Here is a 12600-nt window from a genome sequence, read left to right as displayed (position 1 = left end):
ACCGCCATGCCAGAGATCACGAGCCGCAGAGGACTGCTCTTCGGAGCCGCCGCCGTCTCCGCCGGTGCCCTCATCACGGGGTGCACCAGCAACGAGCCGTCCGACTCCAAGGACGAGCCGGCGGGCAACAACCAGCCGGCCGCCGACGACAAGCCCGGCAAGCAGGTCACCATCGGCTTCGCCGGACCGCAGGCCGACCACGGCTGGCTCAACGCCATCAACGACAACGCCAAGAGCCGCGCCGAGAAGTACTCCGACGTCACCCTGGAGATCACCGAGGGCTCCAACGACACCGCCCAGCAGATCGGCCAGATCGAGACCCTCATCAACAAGAAGGTCGACGTCCTGGTCGTGCTCCCCGCCGACGGCAAGGCCCTCACCCAGGTCGGCCTGAAGGCCATGCGCGCGGGCATCCCGGTCGTCAACCTCGACCGGATCTTCAACACCCCGCAGGCCTACCGCTGCTGGATCGGCGGCGACAACTACGGCATGGGCCTCAACGCCGGCCACTACATCGGCGAGAAGCTCAAGGACAAGCCCGACGCCCGCGTCATCGAACTCGCCGGCCTCGACAACCTGGAGCTGACCAAGCAGCGCACCAAGGGCTTCGACGACGCCCTGAAGAACTACCCCAACATCAAGAAGGTCGCCCGCCAGGCCGCCGAGTTCACCGTCGAGTCCGGGCAGGCCAAGATGGCGCAACTGCTTCAGGCCCAGTCGAAGTTCGACGCGCTGTGGAACCACGACGACGACCAGGGCGTCGGCGCGCTGCGCGCCATCGAGCAGGCCGGGCGCGACGACTTCCTGATGGTCGGCGGCGCGGGCGCCCTGTCCGCCTTCCAGGCCATCAAGAAGGACGACGGCGTGCTCAAGGCGACGGTGCTGTACCCGCCGACCATGGCCGCCTCCGCGATCGACCTCGCCCGCGCCCTCGGCCAGGGCAAGGGCATCGGCGGCATGGCCGAGTTCGAGATCCCCGCCTCCCTCACGCTCTACTCGGCGGTCGTCGACAAGACCAACGTCGACCAGTACATGCCCACCGGCTTCCAGTGATCCCGCCCGCACCCCCCACGTGCGCCACCCCGACCAGGACGAGGAGGACACCCGTATGGGACAGCCGCAAGCGCCGTCAGATGGGACCGAGGCAGGCAAGCCACCCCTGCGCGTGGGCATGGTGGGCTACGCCTTCATGGGCGCCGCCCACTCCCAGGGCTGGCGCACCGCGGGCCGCGTCTTCGACCTGCCGCTGGACCCGGTGCAGGCCGTGATCTGCGGCCGGGACCGCGCCGCCGCGCAGGCGGCGGCCGACCGGCACGGCTGGGCGTCCGTCGAGACCGACTGGCGGGCGCTCGTGGCACGCGACGACGTCGACCTCGTCGACATCTGCACCCCCGGCGACAGCCACGCCGAGATCGCGCTGGCCGCCCTGGCCGCCGGCAAGCACGTGCTGTGCGAGAAGCCGCTCGCCAACTCCGTCGCGGAGGCCACCTCGATGGCCCGGGCGGCCGAGGAGGCGTACGGGCGGGGGCAGGTGGCGATGGTCGGCTTCAACTACCGCCGGGTGCCGGCCACCGCCCAGGCCCGCCGGATGGTCGCCGACGGCCGGCTCGGCAGGCTGCGGCACGTGCGCGTGACGTACCTGCAGGACTGGCTGGTGGACCCCGAGTTCCCGCTGACCTGGCGGCTGCGCAAGGAGCAGGCCGGTTCGGGCTCGCTCGGTGACCTGGGGGCGCACATCATCGACCTGGCCCAGTACCTCGTGGGGGAGCCGCTGGCCGGGGTCTCCGCGCTGACGGAGACGTTCGTGCGGGAGCGGCCGCTGCCCACCGGCGCCAGCAGCGGGCTGTCCTCCGTCTCGGCCGCGGGCAAGGGCGAGGTCACCGTGGACGACGCGGCCCTGTTCACGGCCCGCTTCCCCTCCGGCGCGATCGCCTCCTTCGAGGCCACCCGCTATGCCACCGGCCGCAAGAACGCCCTGCGCATCGAGCTCAACGGCGAGCGCGGCTCGCTCGCCTTCGACCTGGAGCGGCTCAACGAGCTGTCCTTCCACGACGGCACCCAGCCGGGCACGGAGGCCGGCTTCCGCCGCATCCTGGTCACCGAGCCCGACCACCCCTACCTGGAGGCCTGGTGGCCGCCCGGCCACGGCCTCGGCTACGAGCACACCTTCGTCCACCAGGCCCGCGACCTCGTCCACGCCATCGCCGAGGGGCGCCGCCCCGACCCCTCCTTCACCGACGGGCTCCAGGTGCAGCGGGTGCTCGCCGCGGTGGAGGAGAGCGCCGAGAAGAACTCCGTCTACACCCCGATCGCGGTCTGAGGAGGCCCCTTTCCATGCCGCGCACCTTCACGCTCTTCACCGGCCAGTGGGCGGACCTGCCGCTGGAGGAGGTCTGCCGCCTGGCCCGCGACTTCGGCTACGACGGCCTCGAACTCGCCTGCTGGGGAGACCACTTCGAGGTCGACAAGGCGCTGAGCGACCCGTCCTACGTGGACTCCAGGCACCAGCTCCTCGACAAGTACGGACTGAAGTGCTGGGCGATCTCCAACCACCTGGTCGGCCAGGCCGTCTGCGACGCCATCATCGACGAACGGCACCAGGCGATCCTCCCGGGGGCGATCTGGGGCGACGGGGACCCGGAAGGGGTCCGGCAGCGGGCCGCCGAGCGCATGAAGGACACCGCGCGCGCCGCGGCCGCCTTCGGCGTCGACACCGTCATCGGCTTCACCGGCTCCGCCATCTGGCACCTCGTCGCCATGTTCCCGCCCGCCCCCGACACGATGATCGAGCGCGGCTACCAGGATTTCGCCGACCGCTGGAACCCGATCCTCGACGTCTTCGACGCCGAGGGCGTGCGGTTCGCCCACGAGGTCCACCCCAGCGAGATCGCCTACGACTACTGGACGACCCAGCGGGCCCTCGAAGCCGTCGACCGGCGCCCCGCCTTCGGCCTCAACTTCGACCCCTCGCACTTCGTGTGGCAGGACCTCGACCCGGTCGGCTTCCTGTGGGACTTCCGCGACCGCATCTACCACGTCGACTGCAAGGAGGCCCGCAAACGCCTCGACGGGCGCAACGGCCGGCTCGGCTCCCACCTGCCCTGGGGCGACCCGCGGCGCGGCTGGGACTTCGTCTCCGCCGGGCACGGTGACGTGCCCTGGGAGGACGTCTTCCGGATGCTGCGCTCCATCGACTACCAGGGCCCGGTCTCCGTCGAATGGGAGGACGCCGGCATGGACCGGCTCCAGGGGGCGCCCGAGGCGCTGACCCGGCTCAAGGCGTTCGACTTCGAACCCCCGAGCGCGTCCTTCGACGCGGCGTTCAACAGCTGAACCGCACACCCGGCCCAGGTCGGGGACGGGGACCGGCACCTCCCGCCGGTCCCCCCTCCGACCTGCCCGGATACCGCTTTGTCCTGTGTTGGGAGAAAGCTGAACCGATCCTGGCGCAAGGGGTGTTCGCCCCGGACGGAGACGGTTACCGTCCTTGAAGTGTTCAGGACACACGCACCTCCGGGGTGACGGCGCACCCCGGCGCCCGCACCGCACGTCTTCGTACCCACCCCGTACGGCCCACCCGTTCCCGGAGGGACTTCGTGCACAGAAGCAGCCCCACCCGCACCCGCACCCCCAGACGGCCCACCCTGCGCACCACCCTCGCCCTGTTCACCGGCCTGCTCCTGGCCGTGGGCACCCCCGCCACCGTCGCGGGCGCCCACCCCGGTCACCCGGAGCACGACGAACCGGCGGCCGCCGAGGGCCAGTTCCAGCAGGTTCCGCTCGCCAAGGGCGAGCCCGAGATGGGCGAGCCGATGTCGCTCGCCGTGCTCCCCGACCGCAGCGTCCTGCACACCTCGCGCGACGGCACGCTGCGCCTGACCGACCAGGGCGGCGTCACCAAGGTCGCCGGCAAGATCCCCGTCTACACCCACGACGAGGAAGGCCTCCAAGGCGTCGGCGTCGACCCGGACTTCAAGAACAACCGGGCGATCTACCTCTACTACGCCCCGCCGCTGGACACCCCCGCGGGCGACGCCCCGGAGACCGGCACCGCCGAGGACTTCGAGAAGTTCGACGGCGTCAACCGCCTCTCCCGCTTCACGCTGAACACCAACGGCACCCTCAACCTGGCCAGCGAGAAGAAGGTCATCGACGTCGCGGCCTCCCGCGGCCTGTGCTGCCACGTCGGCGGCGACATCGACTTCGACGCGGACGGCAACCTCTACCTGTCGACCGGCGACGACACCAACCCCTTCGCCTCCGACGGCTACACCCCCATCGACGACCGGCCGAACCGCAACCCGGCCTTCGACGCCCGCCGCAGCTCCGGCAACACCAACGACCTGCGCGGCAAGATCCTGCGCATCAAGGTCGCCGAGGACGGCTCCTACACGATCCCCGAGGGCAACCTCTTCGCCCCGGGCACCGACAAGACCCGCCCCGAGATCTACGCGATGGGCTTCCGCAACCCGTTCCGGATGAGCGTCGACGACAAGACGGGCATCGTCTACGTCGGCGACTACGGCCCCGACGCCGGCGCCGCCGATCCCAAGCGCGGTCCGGCCGGACAGGTCGAGTTCGCCAAGGTGACCAAGGCGGCCAACTTCGGCTGGCCGTTCTGCACCGGGAACAACGACGCCTACGTCGACTACGACTTCGCCACCAAGGAGTCCGGCGAGAAGTTCGACTGCGCCGCCCCGAAGAACACCTCCCCGCACAACACGGGCTTGACCGACCTGCCGCCCGCGCAGGCCGCCTGGATCCCGTACGACGACGGCTCCGTGCCCGAGTTCGGCACCGGCTCCGAGTCCCCGATGGCCGGCCCGGTCTACCGCTACGACCCCGAGCTCGACTCCAGCGTGAAGTTCCCCGAGGCCTACGACGGCGACTTCTTCGCCGGTGAGTTCGGCCGCCGCTGGATCAAGCGGATCGAGCAGACCTCCGACGGACCCGACGGGTCGGTCGCGAAGATCAACGACTTCCCGTGGACCGGCACCCAGATCATGGACATGGAGTTCGGCCCCGACGGCGCCCTCTACGTCCTCGACTACGGCGTCTCCTGGTTCCAGGGCGACGAGCACTCCGCGCTGTACCGGATCGAGAACGCCGAGGACGGCTTCTCCCCGATCGCCGAGGTGAGCGCCGACAAGACGTCCGGAGCGGCCGGGCTGAAGGTCACCTTCACCGGCTCCGCCAAGGACGCCGACTCCACCGACCTCACCTACAGCTGGGACTTCGGCGACGGCACCAAGGGCGAGGGCCTCAACCCCACCCACCGGTACAAGAAGGTCGGCACCTACAGCGCCACCTTCACCGCCAAGGACCCCGAGGGCAACACCGGCAACGCCAGCGTCCGGATCGTGGTCGGCAACACCGAGCCCAAGGTGACGATCGAGACCCCGGCCAACGGCACCCTGGCCGCCTTCGGCCAGCCCGTCCCCTTCAAGGTGAAGGTCACCGACCCCGAGGAGACCGTCGACTGCTCCAAGGTCAAGGTCGCCTACAGCCTCGGCCACGACTCCCACGCCCACGAACTGACCAGCGAGATGGGCTGCGAGGGCACCCTGAAGCCGCCGCCCGGTGACGGCGGCCACGACCCCAACGCCAACATCTACGGCGTCGTCGGCGCCAGCTACACCGACGGCGGCGCGAACGGCCAGGAGGAGCTGACCGGCACCGCCCGCACCGTCCTGCAGCCGCTGCACCGCCAGGGCGAGCACTTCACCACCCAGTCCGGCGTGTCCGTCATCGACAAGACCGGCGCCCACGGCGGCAAGACCGTCGGCGACATCAACGACGGCGACTGGATCTCCTTCACCCCCTACCGGTTCGACGGGCAGAAGAAGCTGACCGTGCGGGCCTCCTCCGGCGGAGCGGGCGGCTTCGTCGAGCTGCGCACTGGCTCGCCCGAGGGGCCGCTGCACGGCTCGGCGTACATCCCGCCGACCGGCGGCTGGGAGACCTTCCAGAACGTCGACGTGCCACTGCGGTCGCTGCCGAAGAAGACCACCGACATCTACCTGGTCTTCAAGGGCGGCGAGGGCGCGCTGTACGACGTGGACGACTTCGAGTTCTCCAAGGAGCCCTTCAAGGGCGGCAAGAAGGTCCTGGTCTTCTCCAAGACCGCCGGCTTCCGCCACGACTCCATCCCGGCCGGCATCGCCGCGCTGAAGGAACTCGGCGGCCCCGCCGGCATCACGGTCGACGCCACCGAGGAGGCCCGGCAGTTCACCACCACCAACCTCGCCAAGTACGACGCGGTCGCCTTCCTGTCCACCACCGGCGACGTGCTCGACGCCGGGCAGCAGAAGGCGTTCGAGGACTACGTGGCGGGCGGCGGCGGGTACATGGGCATCCACGCGGCGGCCGACACCGAGTACGACTGGGAGTTCTACGGCGGCCTCGTCGGCGCCTACTTCCACTCGCACCCGGCCATCCAGAAGGCCACCGTCCGCGTCGAGGACCACGACCACCCGTCCACCGCGCACCTGGGCGACGCCTGGGAGCGCACCGACGAGTGGTACAACTACCGCACCAACCCGCGCGAGCAGGCCAAGGTCCTCGCCACCCTGGACGAGACCACCTACCAGGGCGGCACCATGAAGGGCGACCACCCGATCGCCTGGTGCCAGAGCTACGGCGGCGGCCGCTCCTTCTACACCGGCGGCGGCCACACCAAGGAGTCCTACGCCGACGAGGCCTTCCGCGCGCATCTGCTCGGCGGCCTGCAGTACGCCACCGGCCAGGTGAAGGCGGACTGCAAGCCGGGCAAGGACCACCGGAAGATCTTCAACGGCCAGACCCTGGACGGCTGGAAGCAGGCCGGCCCCGGCAAGTTCGCCGTCAAGGACGGCGTGATGGAGACCGAGGGCGGCATGGGCCTGCTCTGGTACCAGGCCAAGGAGCTGAAGTCGTACTCCCTCAAGCTCGACTGGAAGACGCAGGGCGACGACAACTCCGGGATCTTCGTGGGCTTCCCCGCCTCCGACGACCCCTGGTCCGCCGTGAACAAGGGCTACGAGATCCAGATCGACGCCACGGACGCGCCCGACCGCACCACGGGCTCCGTCTACTCCTTCAAGTCGGCCAACATCAAGGCCCGTGACCAGGTTCTGCGGCCGCCCGGCCAGTGGAACTCCTACGAGATCAAGGTCCAGGGCGAACGCCTCCAGGTGTTCCTCAACGGAGTCAAGATCAACGACTTCACCAACAAGGACCCCGAGCGGAGCCTGACCGACGGCTACATCGGCCTGCAGAACCACGGCGCCGACGACCAGGTCTCCTTCCGCAACATCCAGCTCAAGGAACTGCCCGTCCAGGGCCAGTGAACGGCGGCGGGCGGGGGACGCCGGACCCCCGCCCGCCGTCTCCCCCCTCCCCCCGGGTTCGCGCACGACCAGGAGGCTGCCCATGTCCGCGTCCCTTCCCCGACCGCGTGTGGGGGTGTGGCTGATCGGAGCCCGCGGCTCCGTCGCCACCACCGTCGTCACGGGGTGCGCCGCCGTCACCGCGGGACTGCACCCGCCCACCGGCATGGTGACCGAGACCCCCGCCTTCACCGACAGCGGGCTTCTCGCCCTGTCCGACCTCGTCTTCGGCGGCCACGACACCCTCGACTGCCCCCTGCCCAAACGCGCCGAGACCCTGACCGCCGGCGGCGTCCTGCCCCCGGGCATCGCCACCGCCGTCGCCGCCGAACTCGCCGCCGCCGACCGGGAGATCCGCCCCGGCGGCCCCACACCCGGCGACACCCGCAGCGAGGCCGACCTGATCACGGACTTCGCCCGCGACATCCGCGACTTCACCCGCCGCCACGCACTGCAGCGGACCGTGGTGGTGAACGTCGCCTCCACCGAACCCGCCTCCCAGGGCCCCGGCGCCCCGCTCCCGGCCAGCACCCTGTACGCCCTGGCCGCCCTGCGCGCGGGTTGCCCCTACGTCAACTTCACCCCTTCCGAGGGCATGCACCACCCCGTGGCCGCCCGCGAGGCCGAGCACAGCGGGCTGCCCTACGCAGGCCGCGACGGCAAGACCGGGCAGACCCTGCTGCGCGCCGTGCTGGGCCCGATGTTCGCCCAGCGGGCCCTGCACGTGCGGGCCTGGTCCGGCACGAACCTGCTCGGCGGCGGAGACGGCGCCGCCCTCGCCGACCCGGCCGCCGCGGCGGCGAAGAACGCCGGCAAGGAACGCGTCCTCGCCGACACCCTCGGCCATGTCCCCGAGGGCGAGGTCCACATCGACGACGTCCCCGCCCTCGGCGACTGGAAGACCGCCTGGGACCACATCGCCTTCGACGGCTTCCTCGGCACCCGCATGATCCTGCAGACCATCTGGCAGGGCTGCGACTCGGCACTCGCCGCGCCCCTGGTGCTCGACCTCGCCCGCCTCACCGCCCGCGCCCACGAGAAGGGCCTGTCCGGCCCGCTCGCCCCTCTCGGCTTCTACTTCAAGGACCCGGTGGGGGAGGGCCCCTCGGGCCTGTCCGAACAGTACGAGGCCCTGCTCCGGTTCGGATCCGCCCTCGGTGGCGTGGCCGCGACCGGCCTCGGCACGGGAAGGGGGAGCGGCCCTGGCACGCGGCCGGAGGGCGCTCCGGGCGCGGGGGCGGAGTCCGGACCCGGGGCGGCGACGGGGAGCAGCCCTGGCACGCGGCCGGAGGGCGACCTGGGCGCGGGAGTGGAGTCCGGACCCGGGGCGGCGACGGGGAGCAGCCCTGGCACGCGGCCGGAGGGCGACCTGGGCGCGGGAGTGGAGTCCGGACCCGGGGTGGGAGCGGGGCAGCGGGGCGACACGGCGGAGGGCGTGCTGTGACGCTGCGCGAGAACCCCGGCCCACGCCCCGACGGCGGGAACCCCGGCCCACACCTCGACGGCGAGAACCCCGGCCCACGCCCCGGCGGCACCGGCACGGCGGCCCCCGGGTCCGCAGCCCGCGGCACGGCCGGGCGAACGGACACCGGCTCCCCGCAGCGCCGCCGGCGCACCCGCCGCGCCTGGGCCGAACTCCTGCGTCTGCCCGCCCTGTTCAGCGTCCCCGGCGACGCCCTGGCCGGCACGGCCGCCGCCGGGGCGCGGCCGGACAGGCGCACCCTGCTCGCCATCGGTTCCTCCCTCTGCCTCTACGAGGCCGGCATGGCCCTGAACGACTGGGCGGACCGCGACGTCGACGCCGTCGAACGCCCGCACCGCCCCTTGCCCTCCGGCCGCATCCGGCCGGCCGCCGCGCTGACCGCGGCCTGCGCGCTCACCGCGGCAGGGCTGGCCCTGGCCGCCCGCGCCGGACGACCCGCCCTGACCGTGGCCGCACCCCTGGCCGCGACCGTCTGGGCCTACGACCTCGGTGTGAAGCACACGCCGGCCGGACCCGTCGCCATGGGCGCCGCCCGGGGACTGGACCTGCTGCTGGGAGCCGCGGCCACCACCGGCCGCACTGCCCGGGCCCTGCCCTCCGCCGTCCTCCTCGGCACCCACACCATCGCCGTGACGACGGTCTCCCGCCAGGAGGCCCGGGGCGGCTCCCCCCTGGCCCCGCTGGCGGCCCTCGCGACGACGGCTCTGCTGACCCGCGCGGTGACGCGCCGCCCCGGGGAACCGGCATCCGGCCCCTCCCCGGCGACGGCCCTCACCCCGGCCCGCACCCCGGCCGGCTCCCGAACCGGCCGCCGGCACCCCGCCGACGCGACGGCCGAGCTGCTCACCGCCGCCTGCGCGGCCACCTACGCCGCGAGTGCCGCCCGCCCCTACTTCCACGCCGCCCTGAACCCCTCACCCCCGCTCACCCAACGCGCCGTCGGCGCCGGCATCCGCGCCACGATCCCCCTCCAGGCCGCCCTCACCGCCCGCTCCCGGGGCACGGCCGCCGCCCTCCTCATCACCGCCCTGGCCCCGCTCGGCGCGAAGTTCGCGAAGAAGGTGAGCGTCACATGAGCCCGGACACCCCCGCCTTCACGAGCACTGCCCGCGCGGCCTCGGACGCGACGGCCGGCCGGCCCGGCGCCTTCCCCCCGCTCCGCTTCGGCTACGGCACCAACGGACTCGCCGACCTCCGTCTCGACGACGCCCTCTCCCTCCTCGCCGACCTCGGCTACGACGGCGTCGGACTGACCCTCGACCACATGCACCTCGACCCGCTCGCCCCCGACCTCGCCGCCCGCACCGGGCGCGTCGCGCGGCGGCTGGACGCGCTGGGCCTGGGCGTCACCGTCGAGACCGGCGCGCGCTACGTGCTCGACCCGCGGCGCAAGCACGGCCCGTCGCTGCTCGACCCGCACCCCGACGACCGGGCCCGCCGCGTCGACCTCCTCGTCCGGGCCGTCCGTGTCGCCGCCGACCTCGGTGCCCACGCCGTGCACTGCTTCAGCGGCATCCTCCCCGAGGGCACCGACTCCGGCACCGCCTGGAAACGCCTCGCCGAGACCCTCACCCCCGTCCTGGACGCCGCCGCCACCGCCGGCGTCCCGCTCGCCGTCGAACCCGAGCCCGGCCACCTCCTCGCCACCCTCGCCGACTTCCACCACCTGCGCCGCGCCCTCGGCGACCCCGAGCCGCTCGGCCTCACCCTGGACATCGGCCACTGCCAGTGCCTCGAACCCCTGCCTCCCGCCGACTGCGTCCGAGCCGCCGCCCCATGGCTGCGGCACGTCCAGATCGAGGACATGCGGCGCGGCGTCCACGAGCACCTCCCCTTCGGGGACGGCGAGATCGACTTCCCGTCGGTCCTGGCGGCCCTCGCCGCCACCGGCTACCAGGGCCTGACCGTCGTCGAGCTGCCCCGCCACTCCCACGCGGGCCCGCACTTCGCCGCCCGATCCCTGCCCTTCCTCCGCCACGCCGAGCAGGCCGCCGCGGCCGTCGCGCCGCCGCCCCCCGCTCCGGCCCGCCGGCCGACCGCGCCACCCCACGGCGCTCCCTCCACCACCCCTGAAGGGAGCAGCACCCCATGACCCACCCCCGCGCCACCCCCGCGGCGAGCACCGCGAGCACCCCGGACACCCGCGGCACCTCGACCCACACCGACTCGCCCACCCCCGGCACCGCGGCCCCCACCCTCCCCTCGCTCGCCGACCTCCACCGCCGCCTGACCACCGACCTCGACCCGGACGCCCGCGCCTGGCTGGAGCGCGCCCTGGACGAGGCCGCCGCCCACCCCGGCATCCACGGGCCCATCTCCGCGTGGGAGCTGCGCCTCGCCGAGGCCGGCCGCCGCTGCGGGGCCGCCCACGCCGACAGCGCACGCGTGCTGATCCTCCACGCGGCCCGGGCCGGCACCGACGCCCTGACCCGCGTGTACTTCCAGGGCACCGCCGACGAGCGCCGCGCCGTCCTGCACGCCCTGCCGCACCTCGTGACCGGCCCGGCCGCCCTGCCGCTCGTCGAGGACGCCCTGCGCACCAACGACACCCGGCTCCTCACCGCCGCCGTCGGCCCCTACGCCGCCCGGCACCTGGACGCCCACGCCTGGCGCCACGCCGTACTGAAGTGCCTGTTCACCGGCGTGCCCGTCGACCACGTGGCGGACCTGCCCCGACGGGCCCGCGGCGACGGCGAACTCGCCCGCATGCTGGGCGACTACGCCGCCGAGCGCACCGCCGCCGGCCGCCCCGTCCCCGAGGACCTGTACCGCGTCCTGGACCTGACCGAGTCCGCCACCCCCGCCCCGGGACCGGACCACCCCCACGGCAAGGAGTCCTGATGCGCATCTTCGACCCCCACATCCACATGACCTCCCGGACTACCGACGACTACGAGGCCATGTACGCCGCCGGTGTCCGCGCCGTCGTCGAGCCCGCCTTCTGGCTCGGCCAGCCCCGGACGTCGCCCGCCTCCTTCCGCGACTACTTCGACGCCCTCCTCGGCTGGGAGCCCTTCCGCGCCGCCCAGTACGGCATCGCCCACCACTGCACGATCGCCCTCAACCCCAAGGAGGCGAACGACCCGCGCTGCGTGCCCGTGCTCGACGAACTGCCCCGGTATCTCGTCAAGGACAACGTCGTGGCCGTCGGGGAGATCGGCTACGACTCGATGACCCCCGCCGAGGACACCGCCCTCGCCGCGCAACTGCAGCTCGCCGCCGACCACGGCCTGCCCGCCCTGGTGCACACCCCGCACCGCGACAAGCTCGCCGGGCTGCGCCGCACCCTCGACGCCGTACGGGAGTCCGCCCTGCCCGTGGAACGCGTCCTGGTCGACCACCTCAACGAGACCACCGTCAAGGAGGCCAAGGACAGCGGCTGCTGGCTGGGCTTCTCCGTCTATCCGGACACCAAGATGGACGAGGAGCGGATGGTCGCCATCCTGCGCGCCTACGGCCCCGAGCAGGTCCTGGTCAACTCCGCCGCCGACTGGGGAAAGAGCGACCCGCTCAAGACCCGCAAGGTCGCTGACCTGATGCTCGCCGAGGGCTTCGACGAGGACACCGTCGACCAGGTGCTGTGGCGCAACCCGGTCGCCTTCTACGGACTCAGCGGCCGGCTGAACCTCGACGTCACCGGCACCGGGGCCACCCACGAGGGCAACTCCGTCCTGCGCGGCGTCCCGAAGGACCCGCAGCCGGACCCCGGGCCCGGGGAAGCGGCCCGCGTCCCCGCAGCGGAGGCGTGAG

9 protein-coding genes are annotated in these 12600 nt (G+C 72.9%); all 9 read left to right on the top strand.

The window, feature by feature from the left end:
• Positions 1 to 6: 6 nt before the first annotated feature.
• The 9 genes from ACIGAN_RS00620 (at position 7) to ACIGAN_RS00580 (ending at position 12599) form a co-directional block, all read left to right on the top strand.
• Positions 7 to 1053: a substrate-binding domain-containing protein gene (locus tag ACIGAN_RS00620; protein WP_365093951.1), complete on the top strand. Its 1047-nt coding sequence runs from the start codon at positions 7 to 9 to the stop codon at positions 1051 to 1053.
• A gap of 55 nt (positions 1054 to 1108) precedes the next feature.
• Positions 1109 to 2320: a Gfo/Idh/MocA family protein gene (locus ACIGAN_RS00615; protein ID WP_365093953.1), complete on the top strand. Its 1212-nt coding sequence runs from the start codon at positions 1109 to 1111 to the stop codon at positions 2318 to 2320.
• Positions 2321 to 2334: 14 nt separating this feature from the next.
• Positions 2335 to 3333, top strand: a complete 999-nt coding sequence (locus ACIGAN_RS00610; protein ID WP_365741911.1) for a sugar phosphate isomerase/epimerase family protein — start codon at positions 2335 to 2337, stop codon at positions 3331 to 3333.
• 263 nt (positions 3334 to 3596) lie between these two features.
• Positions 3597 to 7328 (top strand): ThuA domain-containing protein, encoded by a 3732-nt coding sequence (locus tag ACIGAN_RS00605; RefSeq protein WP_399854298.1) that lies wholly within the window; start codon positions 3597 to 3599, stop codon positions 7326 to 7328.
• An 82-nt stretch (positions 7329 to 7410) separates the two neighbouring features.
• Complete coding sequence (locus tag ACIGAN_RS00600; protein ID WP_399854297.1) at positions 7411 to 8811, top strand: inositol-3-phosphate synthase; 1401 nt, start codon at positions 7411 to 7413, stop codon at positions 8809 to 8811.
• Positions 8812 to 8813: 2 nt separating this feature from the next.
• On the top strand, positions 8814 to 9926 hold the full coding sequence (locus tag ACIGAN_RS00595; protein ID WP_399854611.1) for an SCO3242 family prenyltransferase: 1113 nt from the start codon (positions 8814 to 8816) through the stop codon (positions 9924 to 9926).
• A complete protein-coding gene (locus ACIGAN_RS00590) occupies positions 9923 to 10942 on the top strand; it encodes a sugar phosphate isomerase/epimerase family protein (protein WP_399854296.1) in 1020 nt (339 codons plus the stop codon). Before ACIGAN_RS00595 ends, ACIGAN_RS00590 begins: the two co-directional genes overlap by 4 nt.
• Positions 10939 to 11691, top strand: a complete 753-nt coding sequence (locus ACIGAN_RS00585; RefSeq protein ID WP_399854295.1) for an EboA domain-containing protein — start codon at positions 10939 to 10941, stop codon at positions 11689 to 11691. Before ACIGAN_RS00590 ends, ACIGAN_RS00585 begins: the two co-directional genes overlap by 4 nt.
• Complete coding sequence (locus tag ACIGAN_RS00580) at positions 11691 to 12599, top strand: TatD family hydrolase (protein ID WP_365741900.1); 909 nt, start codon at positions 11691 to 11693, stop codon at positions 12597 to 12599. Before ACIGAN_RS00585 ends, ACIGAN_RS00580 begins: the two co-directional genes overlap by 1 nt.
• Position 12600 lies beyond the last annotated feature (1 nt).

The sequence above is a fragment of the Streptomyces sp. NPDC085931 genome (assembly GCF_044540565.1).
Taxonomy (GTDB): Bacteria; Actinomycetota; Actinomycetes; order Streptomycetales; family Streptomycetaceae; genus Streptomyces.
Note: the sequence above shows the minus strand (reverse complement) of the source record. Positions and strands in the feature narration are given on the sequence as shown.

Excerpts from the sequence above, each read along its gene's own strand:
- ACIGAN_RS00615 (WP_365093953.1), top strand. The coding sequence starts at position 1,109 with ATGGGACAGCCGCAAGCGCCGTCAGATGGGACCGAGGCAGGCAAGCCA.
- ACIGAN_RS00600 (WP_399854297.1), top strand. The coding sequence starts at position 7,411 with ATGTCCGCGTCCCTTCCCCGACCGCGTGTGGGGGTGTGGCTGATCGGA.
- ACIGAN_RS00580 (WP_365741900.1), top strand. The coding sequence starts at position 11,691 with ATGCGCATCTTCGACCCCCACATCCACATGACCTCCCGGACTACCGAC.
- ACIGAN_RS00620 (WP_365093951.1), top strand. The coding sequence starts at position 7 with ATGCCAGAGATCACGAGCCGCAGAGGACTGCTCTTCGGAGCCGCCGCC.
- ACIGAN_RS00585 (WP_399854295.1), top strand. The coding sequence starts at position 10,939 with ATGACCCACCCCCGCGCCACCCCCGCGGCGAGCACCGCGAGCACCCCG.
- ACIGAN_RS00590 (WP_399854296.1), top strand. The coding sequence starts at position 9,923 with ATGAGCCCGGACACCCCCGCCTTCACGAGCACTGCCCGCGCGGCCTCG.
- ACIGAN_RS00610 (WP_365741911.1), top strand. The coding sequence starts at position 2,335 with ATGCCGCGCACCTTCACGCTCTTCACCGGCCAGTGGGCGGACCTGCCG.